Consider the following 15749-nt stretch of genomic DNA (forward strand, 5'->3'; position numbering starts at 1 on the left):
TCGAAAATTAGAGGGTGTCCATTCCGCTGACCTCCGTAGCGCACGCAGCCGGCTCTCCCGCCGGCTCCGCGGCCGAGCGGGTCAGCGAGCTCCAGGCGCGCATCCACGGAATGCAGCGCGACCGCTGGGATGCCGGTGGGCGGCCCGTCTCCGGGGTCCTCGCCGGGCTGCTTCCTGACGGGATCCTGCGCACGGGTGTGGTCTACACGGTTACCAACTCGACGTCGCTGATCATGGCCGTGCTCGCCGCGGCGACAATGGACGGCGGATGGGGCGCAGTGGTGGGTCTGCCCGATTTCGGCGCAGAGGCGGCGATCGGGTTCGGAATCGACCTCGAGCGAATCGTGCTTGTTCCCTCCCCCGCCGATCAGTGGTTGGCCGTGACGGCGGCGCTGGTGGATGTGCTGCCCGTCGTTGTCGTGCATCCCCAGCGTGCGGTCGGCGACGCGGAGGCGGCCAGGCTCGCCGCGCGGCTGCGGCAGAGTGGCTGCACCCTGATCGTCGCCGGGACCTGGCCCCAGGGTGAGGCCGCACTTCGGGTCACCGACACCCGCTGGGACGGCCTGGGCGCCGGACACGGCTACCTGGCAGGTCGAGATGTGACCGTCCACGTCTCCGGGCGGAACGGCTCCGGACGACGGCGCTCCACGCTTGTGCACCTTCCGGAGGTCGCCACCCCTGGCGAAGCCGAACCTGCCCCGCGTCTGGACAGCGGCCGAGGCGGCCGAGCCCGGGCCGGCATCCGGCAGCGGGCTGAGCCATGAACCGCGAACGCACCATCGTTTTGTGGTGCCCGGACTGGCCGGTGCTCGCCGCTCGGTCGGCCACCGGCCTGCCCGTGGATGCCCCGCTGGCTCTCATCGACCATGGGCTGGTGTTCGCCTGTTCGCCCGAGGCGCGCCGTCTGGGCGTCCGGCGCGGACTGACCGTGCGAGAGGCCCAGTTCCGGTGCACAGACCTCGTCGTGCTGCCCTATGACCCCGCGCTGGACCGGCGGGCCTTCGACCCGATTCTCGATGGCCTCGAGGACATCACGCCCGGTGTGGCCGTGCTCCGGCCCGGCACCTGCGCGATCCGCGCCCGTGGCCCGGTGCGGTACTACGGCAGTGAGGCCGCCGCGGCGCGAGCCATGCTCGGCTACCTGCACGGCGCCGGACTTCCCGAGGCCAGGGTCGGAATCGCCGACGGCCCCTTTGCCGCCGAGCAGGCGGCGCGGGCGGTCGGTCCCGCTGGTGTCGGGCCTGAACCTCGGGTTCACGTCGTCCCGCCCGGCGAATCCGCCGCGTTCCTGGCACCGCTGCCCGTGTCGGCAGTGGCTGAGGCGGGGCTCGGCACCCTGCTGGCCCGGCTCGGGGTGCACACCCTCGGCCAGCTCGCCGCCCTGCCCGCCCTGGACGTGCATCGTCGTTTCGGTGCTGCTGCGGCGCAGGCGCACGCCAGGGCGGCCGGGCGCGAGCACGAGGAGGTCGTGCCCCGCACCCCCACCCCGGTGTTCGACCGCGGCCAGGAATTCGAACCGGCGCTGGATCGCATCGACCAACTCGCCTTCGCGCTGCGCAGCACCGCGGACGCCTTCGTGCAGGGTCTGCGGGAGCAGACCCTGGTCTGCACGGCCGTCTCGATCCTGGTAAGCACCGAAGACGGTCTGTTGACCGAACGGACCTGGCGGCATCCCCGGTGGTTCTCGGCCTCCGAGCTGATCGACAGGGTGCGCTGGCAGTTACAGGGCGAGGGGCGGGCCGACTCCGGCCTGGCCGCCGGCGTCGTCCGGGTGGTCTTCTCCCCCGATCGGGTCGACGCCGTCGCGAACCACGAGGACGGCCTGTGGGGAACGGGGCCCGACGAGCGGATCCACCATGCCCTCACCCGGGTGCAGGGCCTGGTCGGCCACGCGGGCGTCGTCACGGCGGCCATCGGCGGTGGGCGGATGCTTGCCGACCGACAACTTTCCGTGCCCTGGGGCGATGACGGTGCCGCTTCGTCGGGCCGTGGTCTGAGCAGCAGTCCAGGCGGGAGTCCGGCCGGTGCCGCCAGGCCCTGGTCGGGGAGCCTAGACGGGCTGCTCCCCGCCACGGTGTACCGGGAACGCCATCCGGTCGCTCTCGTCGCCGACGACGGCCGGTCCCTGCGCGTCGATGACCGCGGCGCGTTCGATGGTGAGCCGGCGCGGTTCTCGGCACCTCGGTTCCTCGAGGGCGCCGGCGGGGCCCAGCCGAGTCGGGTGCTGGCCTGGGCCGGCCCGTGGCCGGTGCGAGAACGCTGGTGGGACTCGGCGGCCGCGCGCACCGTGCACCGGGCGCAGATCGTCGACGAGCGCGACGGCGCGTGGCTGCTGGCACTGGACGACGACGGCTGGCGCGCCGAGGCCCGGTATGACTAGGCCCGGTATGACGAGGCTTGGCATGACCGGGCCGGGGCCGACCAGCAGAGCAGAGAGGACGGGCCACCCCGATGGGATTCAATAACCCGCCCATTCCCTGGTCGGAACTGGAGCGCCGGCTCTCCGACCGGCGCCCCGGCGGCCCGCCCGCCGAGGCCGACGGCGGCGACAGCCCGGCCTGGTCCAGACACCGCCAGCCCTACGCGGCCCAGACCCCGCAGCGTCCGCTGGCCGAGACTGTCGTCGGCTACGCAGAGCTGCACGCCCACTCCAACTTCAGCTTCCTCGACGGCGGCAGTTCTCCGGAGGACCTCCTCGAGGAAGCCGGTGCGTTGGGCCTGCACGGCCTGGCCCTCACGGACCACGACGGGTTGTACGGGGCGGTCCGGCTGGCCGAAACCGCGGAGAGCTACCCGGACGTCCGCACCGTCTTCGGGGCAGAACTGTCCCTCGGGCTGACCCGTCGGCAGAACGGGGTGCCAGACCCAGAGGGAAGCCACCTCGTGGTCCTGGCCAGGGGCCAGGACGGCTATCACCGGCTGGCGGCGGCGCTCACCCACGGTCAGCTCGCCGGCGGCGAGAAGGGGCGACCCGTCTACGACCTCGAGGAGCTCGCCGAGGCATCCGGCGGGCACTGGAGCATCCTGACCGGGTCTCGGTCCGGCGCGGTGCGCCAAGCCATGCAGCAGGATGGTGACCTGGCGGCGGCCCGGGAGCTCGACCGCCTGATCGCCCTGTTCGGCCGTGACAGTGTGAACGTCGAACTGGTCGACCACGGCCGACCGCAGGACTCTGTGACCAACGACAGGCTGGCCGCACTGGCCGAACGGGCAGGCCTGCCCGTGCTCGCCACCAACAACGTGCACTACGCCCAGCCGGCCGACTTCCGGCTGTTCTCCGCGCTGGCCGCCGTGCGCGCCCAACGCAGCCTGGACGACATGGACGGCTGGCTGCCCGCGGCGCCCACCCAGCACCTGCGGAGCGGCGCCGAGATGGCCGCCCGATTCAGCCGGTATCCGGGGGCTGTCGCCCGAACGGTGCCCCTCGCTGACGAGCTCGCCTTCTCGTTGCGCCGGGCCAGGCCCCGGCTCCCCCGTCAGCACGTTCCGGACGGGCACACGCCCATGAGCTGGCTGCGTCAGCTGGTCTGGGACGGTGCGGAACGCGCGTACCCCGGCTACAACGCGAATGTACGTGAGCGCCTCGAGAAGGAGCTCGCCGTAATCGAGGCAAAAGACTTCCCGGGCTATTTCCTGATCGTGCACGACATCGTGCAGTTCGCCCGGCGTTCGGGCATCCTCTGCCAGGGCCGGGGGTCCGCAGCGAATTCGGCGGTCTGCTTCGTGATCGGCATCACCGCTGTGGACTCGATCTTCTATCGCCTGCCCTTCGAGAGGTTCCTCTCCAGCCTGCGGGAAGAAGAACCCGACATCGACGTGGACTTCGACTCGGACCGGCGGGAGGAGGTGATCCAGTATGTCTACGAACGCTACGGTCGCCTCAACGCCGCCCAGGTGGCCAACGTCATCACCTATCGGCCGAAGTTCGCGGTTCGCGACATGGCCAAGGCCCTCGGCTACAGCACCGGACAGCAGGATGCCTGGTCCAAACAGGTGGAACGCTGGGGTTCAGCGGTGTCGAGCCCCGATCACGACATCCCCGACCAGGTCGCCGACCTCGCGTCTCAGGTACTCGGATTCCCTCGCCACCTCGGCATCCACTCCGGCGGCATGGTGCTCACCGACCGACCCGTCGGCGAGGTCTGCCCCATCGAACACGCCCGCAAGGAGAACCGGACGGTTCTGCAGTGGGACAAAGACGACTGCGCCTGGATGGGCCTGGTCAAGTTCGACCTGCTCGGCCTCGGCATGCTCGCCGCCCTGCGGTACACCTTCGACCTGGTCAAGGACGCTCTCGGCGAGGATTGGAGCCTGGGGAGCATCCCTCGGGAGGAAGCCGGGGTGTACGACATGCTCTGCCGCGCCGATTCCATCGGTGTCTTCCAGGTGGAGAGCCGCGCCCAGATGGGGACCCTGCCGCGCCTGCAACCGCGCCGCTTCTACGACCTTGTGGTCGAGATCGCGCTCATCCGTCCCGGCCCGATCCAGGGCGGTGCCGTGCACCCGTACATCCGACGCAAGCTCGGCCAGGAACCGGTCAGCTACCTGCACCCCAAGCTCGAGCCGGTGCTCGAACGCACCCTGGGCATCCCCCTGTTCCAGGAGCAACTCATGCAGATGGCCATGGCCGTGGGCGGCTGCAGCGGCGAGGACGCCGATCTGCTCCGCCGGGCGATGGGCTCCAAGCGCGGGGTCGAGAAGATCTCCTCCCTGCGCGCCACCCTGTACGAGGGCATGGCCGGCAACGGCATCACCGGCGACCTGGCCGACGAGATCTACGAAAAAATCGAGGCCTTCGCCAACTTCGGCTTCGCCGAGAGCCACTCGATCAGCTTCGCCCTGCTCGTTTACGCCAGCGCCTGGCTGAAGCTGCACTACCCCGGCGCCTTCCTCGCCGCGTTGTTGCGCGCCCAGCCGATGGGCTTCTACTCGCCGCAATCCCTGGTCGCGGACGCCCGCAGGCACGGTGTGCAGGTTTTGCGCCCCGATGTCCAGCTCTCCGGCACCGCCGCGTTGCTCGAGGCGCTGGCCGACGGGTCGGGCGAGCCTGCGGGCCGCCCGGGCTGTCTGGATCACGAGCAACCCGCGGTGCCTGACTACGACAGGACCCTGCCCGTGGATGATCGGGGCCACCGCAGGGACGGCGCCCTCGCCGTGCGGCTCGGTCTCGCCGATGTGCGCTCCATCGGCCAGGCGGTGGCCGAGCGGATCGTCGCCGACCGGGACAGATTCGGGCCGTTCCGGTCCATGAACGACCTGGCCCGGCGGGCTCGGCTGAACACCGAACAGCTCGAATCCCTGGCCACCGCCGGAGCCTTCGACGGGCTGGGCCTCGAACGCCGACAGGCCCTGTGGTCGGCCGGGGAGGCGGCCCAGGAGACCGACGCCCACCTGCGCGGCTCCTTCGAGACCGTGCAACCACCCCTCCTGGCCCTGATGACGCCTGTCGAGCAGGTGGCCTACGACCTCTGGGCCACCGGGGTTTCCACCGACGACCATCCGATCCGACACGCCAGGCCGGTCCTCGCCGCCAGGGGCGCGCTGGCCGCGAACCAGCTGGCCACCAGCGAGAACGGTCGCCGGATCGAGGTCGGTGGTGTGGTCACCCACCGCCAGCGACCGGCCACGGCGAACGGTGTCACCTTCATCAACCTGGAGGACGAGACCGGCAACGTCAACGTCGTGGTGAGCGTCGGGGTCTGGACCCACTTCCGCCGGATCGCCCGGGAATCCCCCGCCCTGATGATCCGCGGCATCCTCGAACGTTCGCCGGAAGGCGTCGTCAACCTCATCGCCGATCGATTCGAACCCCTCACCGTGGCGGCCCACACGTCGTCGCGGGACTTCCGCTAGCGTCGATCCAGTGAATGAAGACCGATACTCCAATGACGTGCTCGCCGCCGGATGGCGGGAGGCCGGCCGCCGTGTCGTCCCCCAGCAGGAAGCCGTGCGGGACCTGGTTGTCGAGGAGGTCGCCACCGGGTTCTGCGGTGCGGTGATCAGGGTCGAGAAGAAGGTCGTCACCCTGGAGGACCGGCACGGGAAGCTCCGGCTGTTCCCGCTCGGCGGTGGATTCCTGGTCGACGGCGAGCCCGTCGTCCTGGTGCCGCCCCGGGCAGCCGCCCCGGCCAGCCGGGGACGCACGGCGTCCGGGTCTCTGGCGGTGGCGGATGCGCCGGCGCGGGTGGCCAGGGCCAGCCGCATCTTCGTGGAAGGCCGCCACGACGCCGAGCTCGTCGAAAAGGTCTGGGGCGCCGACCTCCGCATCGAGGGTGTCGTCGTGGAGTACATCGAGGGTGTGGACAACCTCGCCGAACTGCTGGCGGAGTTCAAGCCGGGTCCGACACGCCGCGTCGGTGTTCTCGTCGACCACCTGGTACCCGGATCCAAGGAGAGCCGCATCGCCGAGGCCGTCGCCCGCGGTCCGCACGGCCGGCACGTCCTGGTGGTCGGGCATCCCTACGTGGATGTCTGGCAGTCGGTGAAGCCGGCCCGACTGAATCTGCCGGTCTGGCCTCAGATTCCGCGCAACATCGAGTGGAAGCACGGCATCTGCGCTGCCCTCGGCTGGCCGCACGACGACCAGGCCGACATCGCCAGGGCCTGGCAGCGGATCCTGGGCCAGGTGCGCACCTACGCCGATCTTGAGCCGGCATTGCTGGGCAGGGTCGAACAGCTGATTGATTTCGTCACCGTCGATTAGCGCCGTCACCGGCACACTTTGAGCATTTCTGTCAGAATTCGTAACACTTTGATCGTTTTTTCGCACAGATCTTCACGCAGACCGAGCGATGTGGGCTAGTGTTGTCGAAGTAGTTGTAGTGCTTGCACGTCTAAAAAACGTATCGACCCCGGTCGGTGCGGGCTTATTCCTTTCGGAAGCGGACGACGAATACCGCGACGAACGGCCTCGAAAGTCGGGGCCTTTCTAACACTCCTGGAGGAGTTTCATAATGGCAACAGGTACCGTGAAATGGTTCAACGCTGAAAAGGGCTTCGGATTCATCGCTCCCGACGACGGAAGCGCCGATGTCTTCGCGCACTACTCCGCGATCGCTTCGAACGGCTACAAGTCGCTCGACGAGAACCAGAAGGTCGAGTTCGAGGTAACCCAGGGCCCCAAGGGTCCCCAGGCCGAGAACATCCGCGCCCTCTAAATAGAGCTGCGGCAGCTCTCTAAAGCTGCTAACAACGCCCCCGCTTCGGCGGGGGCGTTGTTTTTTTAAGCCGCACACCCAACACAACTGTTCCCCATCCGGACACGTGCGCCCGGCATAACGGGTGCAGTTGTCCGCACGGGGAACAGTTGGTGCGGTTGGGCGGCGAAGCGGGCCGTCGTGCTACTTGACCAGGTCCTGCCAGCCGTCACCGTCGACGTACTCGAAGATCAGGTTGGTCTCGGTGTGCGCCACCGCCGGATGCTCCGCCAGGTGCTCGAGGACGAAGTCGCGCAGGTCGGAAGCATCCGCCGCGGCCACGTGCAACAGGTAGTCGTCGGCGCCGGCGGTGTGGAACAACCCGATCACGCCGGGCCAGTGTGGCGCTGCGCTGCGGAAGTCATCGATCTGCTCCCGAGCGTGCTTCGCCAGCCGCACCGAAATCAGGGCCTGCAGCGAAGCCCCCAGGGCGGCCAGATCGATATTGGCCCGGTAGCCGCGGATGTGGCCGAGCTGCTGGAGCCGGCGCAGCCGGAGGGACACCGTGGACTCGGCAACGCCGATCTCGGCGGCCAACGCGGCGCCGGACGCGCGAGCGTTGACCGAGAGCGCGCGGAGCAGCGCCCGGTCGACGCGGTCCAGGTCGGCTTTCTTGGAATCCATACACGCTCTCTTTCGTTTGAGCGCAAGTTTATCGACCGATCTTCGACAGCGACACCCGCCCCTGCATCAACTGCGTCACAGTGGGGTTTCCGGCCGATGACGCCGGTGAAGCTGCGACCCGGCCGTGAGCCTCCGCACAGCGGCGGTCGAGCGCGTTGTCAGCTGCGGCGGATCAGCTGCGGCCGGGTCAGCTGCGGCCGAGGCGGCGGCGGAGCAGGTCGATGCGCTTCTGGATCTGGGTGACGCTGGCCTGAGCGACCGCGGGCCCCCCGCAGAGGCGGCGCAGCTCGGCGTGCACCATCGCGTGCGGCTCCCCCGCCAGCTTCGACCACATGCCCACGAGGCTGCCCAGCAGCGCCCGCTGCTCCTTGAGCGTGCGATACAGGGGTATCGGCTCCTCCGGTGCCCCCTCGACCGCGGCGGCCGCTGTGCGCCGCTCAGAGCCGCGCTTGGCCTGGCGTTGCTGCCGCTGGCGCAGCAGTTCGGAGACCTGCTCGGGCTCGAGCAGCCCGGGGATGCCGATGAAGTCGAACTCCTCGTCCGTTCCGGGTTCGGCCAGTTCACCGAACTCGTCACCGTTGAACATCACCATGTCGAAGGTGGCCTGGGAGTCCAGCGCCTGCCAGGTGAATTCCTCTTGGCCGAGGTCGTCCGAGGCCTTGTCGGACTTATTGGCGGCCGCCACCATGGCGTCCTCGGGGTTGTACATACCGTCGTCGCCGTCGTCACGGTTGCTGCGATCCAGCGCGTGGTCGCGTTCGAGTTCCATCGCATTGGCGAGGCTCAGCAGTCCGGGAACGTTGGGCAGGAAGATCGAGGCGGTCTCACCGCGACGTCGGGCGCGCACGAACCGGCCGATGGCCTGCGCGAAGAACAGCGGCGTTGAGGCGCTGGTCGCATAGACGCCGACGGCCAGGCGGGGAACGTCGACGCCCTCAGACACCATCCGCACCGCAACCATCCAGCGCCGGGTGTTGTGCGAGAACTCGTCGATCCGGTCGCTGGATTCCTTCTCGTCGGAGAGCACCACGGTGGCCGGTTCGCCGGAAATCTCCTCGAGGATCGCTGCGTAGGCCCGTGCCGTGGTCTGGTCCGTGGCGATGACCAGGCCGCCGGCATCCGGGATGCCGTGCCGCACCTCGGTGAGGCGAGCGTCAGCGGCCCGCAGGACAGCGGGAATCCACTGACCGCTGGGTTCCAGCGCGGTCCGCCAGGCCTGTGAGGTGATGTCCTTGGTATTGCCCTCGCCGAGCTTGGCTTCCATCTCGTCGCCGGTGCGGGTGCGCCACTTCATGTGCCCGGCGTAGACCATGAACATCACCGGGCGCACGACGCCGTCTTCCAGCGCCCTGCCGTAGCCGTAGTTGTAGTCGCTCTGGGACAGCCGGATGCCCTGCTTGTCCGGCAGGTAGGTCACGAACGGGATGGGTGAGGTGTCCGAGCGGAACGGGGTGCCGGTGAGCGAGAGCCGCCGGGTGGCCGGGTCGAAGGCCTCGCGGATGGCGTCGCCCCAACTCAGCGCGTCACCGCCGTGGTGCACCTCGTCGAGGATCACCAGGGTGCGGCTGGCCTGGGTGAGTTCACGGTGCAGCGCCGCGCGGGTGGCCACCTGTGCGTAGGTCACGGCGATGCCGTGGAAATGGCTGCCGTAACGGCCGTGGGCGTTCTTGAAACCGGGGTCCAGGCGGATACCGGCGCGGGCGGCCGCGTCCGCCCACTGGCGTTTGAGGTGCTCGGTCGGCGCGACCACGGTGATGCGGTCGATCACCCGGCGGGCCCGAAGCTCGGCGGCCAGGCGCAGCGCGAAGGTGGTCTTGCCGGCGCCCGGGGTGGCCGCGGCGAGGAAGTCGCGGGGCTGGTGCTGGAAGTACGCCTCGAGGGCCTCGGCCTGCCAGGCGCGGAGCTTGCTCGCGGTGCCCCAGGCGGCCCGTTCGGGGAAAGCCGGGGAGAGGTGCTCCGCGGCGCTGGTGCCTGCAGGCCCTCGAGCCGGCCCGAACACGGGCGGGGTATCGACGGTGTCGGCGAGAACGCTGTCACGGTCAGGCAGGGCGAACAATCCGGGTTCAGTGGTCTCCCGGTGCGAGGGTTCCCGGAAAGCGGATCCGAAGTCAGGTGGAGTAGTCACTTCATAAGAGATTACCAACTCGCGCCGACATCTGCCCGACGGTGCAGACTGACAGCATGTCGAAACAGCAGCATCCGTGGTCTCGCTACGTCGCTCTCGGCGACTCCTTCACCGAGGGTGTCGGTGACCCGGAACCGGCCAGCCCGGGCGGAAACCGCGGCTGGGCGGATCGTGTCGCCGAGATGCTCAGTCTGGGCTCAGACGAATTCGCGTATGGCAATCTTGCGGTCCGCGGCAAGCTGATGAACCAGGTCCTGGCCGAACAGGTGGGTCCCGCGTTGTCCCTGCACCCTGATCTGGTCACGATCTCTGCCGGCGGCAACGACGTGCTGCGGCCGGGCAGCGACCCGGATGCCATCGCGGCGCGGCTCGACGACGCGGTCAGCCTGCTCGGGTCCGAGGGCGCCACGGTGGTGGTCTTCACCGGAACCGATGTGCGCTTCTCCCCCGTGCTGCGGGGTCTGCGAGGCAAGGTGGCCATCTACAACGAGAACATCCGCGCCATCGCCACCGCCCGAGACGCCATCGTGGCGGACATGTGGTCCCTGACCGAGATCCAGGACGCCCGGATGTGGGCCCCCGACCGTCTGCACCTCAACCCGCTCGGCCATCACACGGTGGCCAGGATGGTGCTGGACGCGCTCAACGTGGTCAATTCGCTCGAGCCGCAGCTGCCGGAGCCGATGCCCGGTATCACCTGGCGCCAGGCGCGCACCGAAGACCTCGCCTGGGCGAGGGAGTATCTGGTGCCCTGGGTGCTGCGCCGGGTGCGTCACCAGTCCTCGGGAGACAACATCCTGCCCAAGCGTCCGGACGCGGACCCGGTGACCAGACTCGACCAGGCGGCGGAAACCGAACCCGAACCCGAACGCGGAATCGGTTAGATCTCGCCGGGGTTCGTCCAGCGCCAGAGCGGCCCCGGATCGGTGATGGTCTGATCGAGGACAAGCGGAACCGAGACGGTGTTCGTCCCGACGGTCACGTCGACGCTCCCGACGGAATCGCCCTTCTCACCCAGGGTCACCGGTGCGACATCGACGGTGCTCTCGATCGGGGTGTCCGACCACACCACGGCGGACTCGGACGTCTCGGCCACAGCCTGCGCCGACTGGCCCCAGGGGGTCGTGTAGGTACCGAAGGGGGTGCCGGCCTCGACCAGTGTCACCGTGCGAAATCCGGGGCTCACGCTCTCGATGAGGCTCAGGATGCTCTCGTTGAGTTCGCTGTGAGTGTCCCCGCCGAGCACGACGCCCACGAGGGTGACCGAGGTGTCGCCGACCGGCACGTCGACCGCGAAGAGCAGGCAGGCTCCGGCCTCGTCCGTGGTGCCGGTCTTGATGCCGTCGACGCCGTCGACGCCGAGCAGCTTGTTCGTATTGGTCACGGTGCCCACGGTCGGGATCACGGCGCTGGGCATGGCCACAATGCTCGCCAGAGCGGGATCGGCCATCACGAGCTTGCCGATGGTCACCAGATCGGCGGGACTGCTCACGCTCTGGGCGGAGATCCCGCTGGTGTCTGCGACGACGGTGCCGGTCAGGCCGTTCGCGGCCAGGTAGTCCGCCGCGGCGACCAGGTACGCGTCAACGGAACCGAACGCCCACACGGCCAGGGAGACGCTGTAGTTGTTCGCGGACGGGATCAGCATCGTTTCGAAGGCTTCGCGCTGGCTGAGCACCTGACCGGCTGAGACGGGCGCCACGGAGCCGTTCTCCGCGATGGCGTCGTAGTAGATGTCGACGTCATCGTCGGTGAAGGTGATGTCGGGACCCGGCTCGTCGCCGGTCAGCGGCTTGGCCTCGAGGATCACCAGTGCGGTGACCATCTTGGTGATGCTTGCGATGGGCATCGAGGCCTGGTCACCGGTGGAGCCCAGAACCCCGTCAAAGCCGACGGCGCCGATGGCGCCGGCCCCCTGGCCGGGCCAGGTGGGCTCGACGGCCGCCTGGCTGAGCGCGGGCGGCTCGGTGAGGGTCGCGGCCGTACTGGAGACGGGGGCGAGGCCCGTGCTGGTGAGGTAGGCGCCGGATGCGAGGATGACGGCGAGCACGCCGAAGAAGGCGAAACGCCGACGGCGGTAGACCTGGCGACGGGAGTTAGACATTCGATGATTCTAACCACGGCTGCCGTGCCGGGTTGGCAGGGTCGCCGCGCGCCAGTGAAACGTCTAGGCGCGCAGCGCGTACAGGGCCACGGCGCTGGCCGAGGCCACGTTCAGCGAATCCACTCCGTGCAGCATCGGGATCGTGACCACGGTGTCTGCCGCGGCCAGCGCGGTGTGGCTCAGCCCGTCGCCCTCGGTACCGAGAATCAGAGCCACCCGGTCCGGCGGGTCGTTCGCGAAGACGTCCAGGGAGACGGCATCGTCGGCCAAGGCCAGCGCGGCCAGGTGGAAGCCGTGCTCGTGCAGAACCGTCGCGGCCTCGTCCCATTCGGGCAGGCGGGTCCAGGGCACCTGCAGCACGGTCCCCATGCTCACCCTGACGCTGCGCCGGTACAACGGGTCGGCACAACGTGGGGTGATCAGCACGGCGTCGGCGCCGAGCCCCGCGACCGACCTGAAGATCGCGCCGACATTGGTGTGGTCGACGATGTCCTCGAGTATCACGATGCGCCGGGCACCGCGGATGATGTCGGCCACCGACGCCAGGTCGGGGCGGTGCATGGCCGCCAGGGCGCCACGGTGCAGGTTGTAGCCGGTGAGCTGCTCCAGGAGTGCCGCCGAGCCCACATAGATCGGGACATCCGGCCAGTCCGCCAGCAGACGCTGGGCATCCGGCAGCCACTGCTCCTGCACGAGAACCGAACGCGGCCGATGCCCGGCGGCGAGGGCCCGGCCGATGACCTTGGCCGATTCGGCGATGTACAGGCCGTTCGCCGGTTCGGACACGCGGCGCAGGGCCACGTCGGTCAGGCGCGAGTAGTCGGCGAGGCCGGGCGCATCGAGGTCGGTAATCGGGACGATCTGCACGAAAGTCGCCGCCTTTCTGGGTGGTGTCTGATGCCGGCTGCCGGCGTCGGAACCTCGAACCGTAACACAGCCGAAAACTGACCAGTTTAGACTCAGAGGACATCGGCGCCACGCCAGCTCCCCCGGGGCCCGGCCGGCGGCGACGGACGAGGATGGAGCATCATGACGGCCGAGACTGTCCTGACGACGTCGGCGGCGGCCGGAGAAGACCTCGACGCCGTGGCCGCGATCCTGCGCGGCCGGCGCACGGCGGTCCTCACCGGAGCCGGGGTGAGCACCGATTCCGGAATCCCCGACTACCGCGGGGCGGGCGCCCCGGTGCGAGTGCCGATGACGTTCCAGACCTTCCTCGCCGACGAACGGGCGCGCAAGCGGTACTGGGCCGGCAGCCACCTGGGCTGGCACCGGTTCCGGGCGGCCGAACCCAATCTGGGGCACCGGTCCCTCGTCGCCCTCGAAACGGCCGGCCTGGTCAGCGGCATCATCACCCAGAACGTCGACGGCCTGCACACCCGAGCCGGGTCCCGGCACGTCGTCGACCTGCACGGATCCATGGACCTGGTCGTCTGCCTCTCCTGCGGGCAGGCCTTCGGCCGGGACAGCATCGCCGCCCGCCTGGAGACCCACAACCCGGTGCTTGCGGACCCTGACCAGGTCGAGATCGCACCGGACGGCGACGCCATCGTGGTTGACATCGACAATTTCATCGTGCCTGACTGCTCAGTGTGCGGCGGACTGCTCAAACCCAATGTGGTGTTCTTCGGTGAGCTGGTCCCGACCGGGAAGTTCACCGCGGCGGCCGCGTTGGTGCGGGCGGCGGACGCCCTGATCGTGGCGGGCTCCTCACTCGCGGTGAATTCGGGGATCCGGCTGCTCGAGCAGGCCAGGCGCCGCAAGCTGCCCATCGTGGTGATCAACCGCGGGCCGACCAAGGGCGACGGGCGCGCCCTGGTTAAACTGGAGGCAGGCACGTCGGAGACGTTCGCCGGGTTGGTGAGCAGACTCACCGACCTCTAGCCGGCCAGCCGCCGAGCAGCACCCGTCCAGCAGAAGGCAGCGTTGTGATCACCAAGTTCGCGATTGTCAGGCACGGCCAGACCGACTGGAATCTCGAAAGACGGATCCAGGGCAGCACTGACATCCCGCTGAATTCCACGGGCCGGTCTCAGGCGGCGGAAACCGGTCTGCGGCTGAGCCGTCGCCACTGGGACGCTGTCGTGACCAGTCCTCTGCTGCGTGCGCACGAAAGCGCCAGGATCATCGCCGGTGAGCTGGACCTCCCGGCGCCGCTCGTTGTTCCCGAGCTGACCGAGCGTCACCACGGCCAGATCGAGGGGCTGACCTTTGCCCAACGCCAGGCGCGGTTCCCGGACGGTTCCTCGGTGCCGGGACTCGAAACCCGCCAGGCCGTGCTCGACCGGGTGCTGCCGGCGTTGGAAGACGTCGCCCGGACCTACGCTGGGCGGGAGGTGGTTGTGGTCTGCCATGGCGGTGTGATCGGCACGCTTCTCCGCTACGCCACGGAGGGCACCAGGCCGGCCGCGGGTGAGCTCATCCCGAACGGTTCGATTCACGAGTTCCGCTGGGAGAGCGGCCGGCTCCAGCTGGAGGACGTCGTTTCGGCGCGCTGAAAGACCGCGCTGGGAGACCGCGCTGGGAGACCGCGCTGGCAGACCGCGCTGGGAGACCGCGCTGGGAGACCGCGCTGGGAGACCGCGCTGTACCGCGCCGTAAACCGCGGTCAGCGTCGGCGGGAGGCCGCCTGGGTGCTCTGCAGCACCCGGAGCAGCCGTTCGGCGGACTCGGCCCAGGTGAAACGCCCGGCCTGAATCACGGAGAGCCGTGAACGGCTCAGCCACTCCCCCGGCGCCTCGAGTCCGCGCACCGCGGCCGCCATCGCATCCGGGTCCAGCGGCGGGACATAGCCGGCCGCATCGCCGCCGATCTCCCGGAAGATGGGGATATCGCTCACCAGCACCGGAATGCCCAGGCTCATCGCCTCGACCAGGGGGATGCCGAAGCCCTCGTCGAGGGACGTCGTCACCAGGGCCGTGGCGCTGGACAGCAGGGAGACGTATTCCTCGTCACTGACTCCGTTGTGGAAGACCAACGTCGCCTGAGGGGCGAGGGCGGTCAGCCGGGCGCGTTCGGCGTCACCGACGCGGCTGAGCAGGTGCAGCTCATACCCGGGCAGGGCCGCGGCTGCTCGCACCAGGGTGTCCACGTTCTTGTAGGGCATGAACGAACCCATGTAGATCAGGCGTGTGGTCTCCGGTCCGGATCGCTCACTCGGCGCCGCCGCCGCGGCGACGGAATCGGCCGCGTTGGGCACCACGGAGACCGGCCGGCGGGTGAGCCGGTGGCGGTTGATCAGCGCGCCGGTGGTTTCGGACACCGTCACGACGCCGTCGGACCGGTTCAGCAGCATCCGTTGGGGCACCCAGGACAGGTGGTACAGCCGCCAGAGCAGGCGGATACCGATGGAGAAGTCTCGCGGCGGGGTGCGATTGCGGTAGTAGATCAGGTCGTGCACGGTCAGCACCAGCTTGTAGCGCCTGCCCCACGAACCCATTGTCTGCATCGGGCTGAACACGATGTCGGGGGCCAGCCTGTTCACGGTCAGGGCCACCAGCGGTTCCAGCAGGCTGGTGGGCGAACGCACGAGTTGCCACGGCAGCGCCGGCAACATTGCCAGCTGCCGGTGGTCGCTGATCAGCATCGTCACCGGATGCAGTCGGCCCAGTTCGGTGACCAGACCGGCGGTGTACCGGCTGATGCCGTCGTGCCGGTCGATCCGGGTGTAGCGGCAGTCGAAGACTATCCGCAGGGGGCG

The 15749-nt window shown here is 69.2% G+C and carries 13 protein-coding genes; 8 read left to right on the forward strand and 5 right to left on the reverse strand.

The genetic code is table 11. From position 1 onward, the window contains the following. Nucleotides 1-14: 14 nt before the first annotated feature. The 5 genes from E3O57_RS08395 to E3O57_RS08415 all read left to right on the forward strand — a co-directional run bounded on the left by E3O57_RS08395 (nt 15) and on the right by E3O57_RS08415 (nt 7157). A complete protein-coding gene (locus tag E3O57_RS08395) occupies nt 15-764 on the forward strand; it encodes a hypothetical protein (RefSeq protein ID WP_174776327.1) in 750 nt (249 codons plus the stop codon). Continuing rightward, nucleotides 761-2380, forward strand: coding sequence for a DNA polymerase Y family protein (locus tag E3O57_RS08400; protein WP_103479480.1), 1620 nt, complete (start codon nt 761-763; stop codon nt 2378-2380). Before E3O57_RS08395 ends, E3O57_RS08400 begins: the two co-directional genes overlap by 4 nt. 71 nt (nt 2381-2451) lie before the next feature. Beyond that, nucleotides 2452-5853: an error-prone DNA polymerase gene (locus E3O57_RS08405; protein WP_103479481.1), complete on the forward strand. Its 3402-nt coding sequence runs from the start codon at nt 2452-2454 to the stop codon at nt 5851-5853. Between the two features lie 10 nt (nt 5854-5863). Beyond that, on the forward strand, nt 5864-6703 hold the full coding sequence (locus E3O57_RS08410) for a DUF3097 domain-containing protein (RefSeq protein WP_194087780.1): 840 nt from the start codon (nt 5864-5866) through the stop codon (nt 6701-6703). Between the two features lie 250 nt (nt 6704-6953). Continuing rightward, on the forward strand, nt 6954-7157 hold the full coding sequence (locus tag E3O57_RS08415; protein WP_035840308.1) for a cold-shock protein: 204 nt from the start codon (nt 6954-6956) through the stop codon (nt 7155-7157). 183 nt (nt 7158-7340) lie between these two features. On the opposite strand, the gene E3O57_RS08420 is transcribed toward E3O57_RS08415, so the two are convergent. Beyond that, the gene (locus E3O57_RS08420; RefSeq protein ID WP_066595420.1) at nt 7341-7820 is read right to left on the reverse strand and encodes an Lrp/AsnC family transcriptional regulator; all 480 of its coding nucleotides are present in this window, start codon (nt 7818-7820) and stop codon (nt 7341-7343) included. Between the two features lie 187 nt (nt 7821-8007). Continuing rightward, nucleotides 8008-9819: a DEAD/DEAH box helicase gene (locus tag E3O57_RS08425; RefSeq protein ID WP_103460022.1), complete on the reverse strand. Its 1812-nt coding sequence runs from the start codon at nt 9817-9819 to the stop codon at nt 8008-8010. A gap of 182 nt (nt 9820-10001) precedes the next feature. Here E3O57_RS08425 and E3O57_RS08430 point away from each other — a divergent pair, with 182 nt between their 5' ends. Continuing rightward, nucleotides 10002-10829 carry an SGNH/GDSL hydrolase family protein gene (locus E3O57_RS08430; protein ID WP_103479482.1) on the forward strand — a complete coding sequence of 276 codons (828 nt, stop codon included), beginning with the start codon at nt 10002-10004 and terminating at the stop codon, nt 10827-10829. Here E3O57_RS08430 and E3O57_RS08435 read toward each other — a convergent pair. Together E3O57_RS08435 and E3O57_RS08440 are read right to left on the reverse strand one after the other, a co-directional pair. Continuing rightward, nucleotides 10826-12049, reverse strand: coding sequence for a D-alanyl-D-alanine carboxypeptidase family protein (locus E3O57_RS08435; RefSeq protein WP_103479483.1), 1224 nt, complete (start codon nt 12047-12049; stop codon nt 10826-10828). The two genes, E3O57_RS08430 and E3O57_RS08435, sit on opposite strands and share 4 nt — an antisense overlap. Nucleotides 12050-12112: 63 nt before the next feature. Continuing rightward, complete coding sequence (locus tag E3O57_RS08440) at nt 12113-12916, reverse strand: RNA methyltransferase (protein WP_103459803.1); 804 nt, start codon at nt 12914-12916, stop codon at nt 12113-12115. Nucleotides 12917-13078: 162 nt separating this feature from the next. Here E3O57_RS08440 and E3O57_RS08445 point away from each other — a divergent pair, with 162 nt between their 5' ends. Then, on the forward strand, nt 13079-13933 hold the full coding sequence (locus tag E3O57_RS08445; protein ID WP_088456220.1) for a Sir2 family NAD-dependent protein deacetylase: 855 nt from the start codon (nt 13079-13081) through the stop codon (nt 13931-13933). Nucleotides 13934-13977: 44 nt separating this feature from the next. Continuing rightward, nucleotides 13978-14547 carry a histidine phosphatase family protein gene (locus E3O57_RS08450; protein ID WP_241990353.1) on the forward strand — a complete coding sequence of 190 codons (570 nt, stop codon included), beginning with the start codon at nt 13978-13980 and terminating at the stop codon, nt 14545-14547. Nucleotides 14548-14657: 110 nt separating this feature from the next. Here the strand turns inward: E3O57_RS08450 and E3O57_RS08455 are convergent, their stop codons facing one another. Next, nucleotides 14658-15743: a glycosyltransferase family 1 protein gene (locus E3O57_RS08455; protein ID WP_103479615.1), complete on the reverse strand. Its 1086-nt coding sequence runs from the start codon at nt 15741-15743 to the stop codon at nt 14658-14660. Between the last annotated feature and the right edge of the window lie 6 nt (nt 15744-15749).

The organism is Cryobacterium sp. TMN-39-2, from assembly GCF_004402745.1.
Lineage (GTDB): Bacteria > Actinomycetota > Actinomycetes > Actinomycetales > Microbacteriaceae > Cryobacterium > Cryobacterium zongtaii.

Excerpts from the sequence above, each read along its gene's own strand:
- E3O57_RS08400 (WP_103479480.1), top strand. The coding sequence starts at position 761 with ATGAACCGCGAACGCACCATCGTTTTGTGGTGCCCGGACTGGCCGGTG.
- E3O57_RS08405 (WP_103479481.1), top strand. The coding sequence starts at position 2,452 with ATGGGATTCAATAACCCGCCCATTCCCTGGTCGGAACTGGAGCGCCGG.
- E3O57_RS08415 (WP_035840308.1), top strand. The coding sequence starts at position 6,954 with ATGGCAACAGGTACCGTGAAATGGTTCAACGCTGAAAAGGGCTTCGGA.
- E3O57_RS08420 (WP_066595420.1), bottom strand. The coding sequence starts at position 7,820 with ATGGATTCCAAGAAAGCCGACCTGGACCGCGTCGACCGGGCGCTGCTC.
- E3O57_RS08430 (WP_103479482.1), top strand. The coding sequence starts at position 10,002 with ATGTCGAAACAGCAGCATCCGTGGTCTCGCTACGTCGCTCTCGGCGAC.
- E3O57_RS08435 (WP_103479483.1), bottom strand. The coding sequence starts at position 12,049 with ATGTCTAACTCCCGTCGCCAGGTCTACCGCCGTCGGCGTTTCGCCTTC.
- E3O57_RS08445 (WP_088456220.1), top strand. The coding sequence starts at position 13,079 with ATGACGGCCGAGACTGTCCTGACGACGTCGGCGGCGGCCGGAGAAGAC.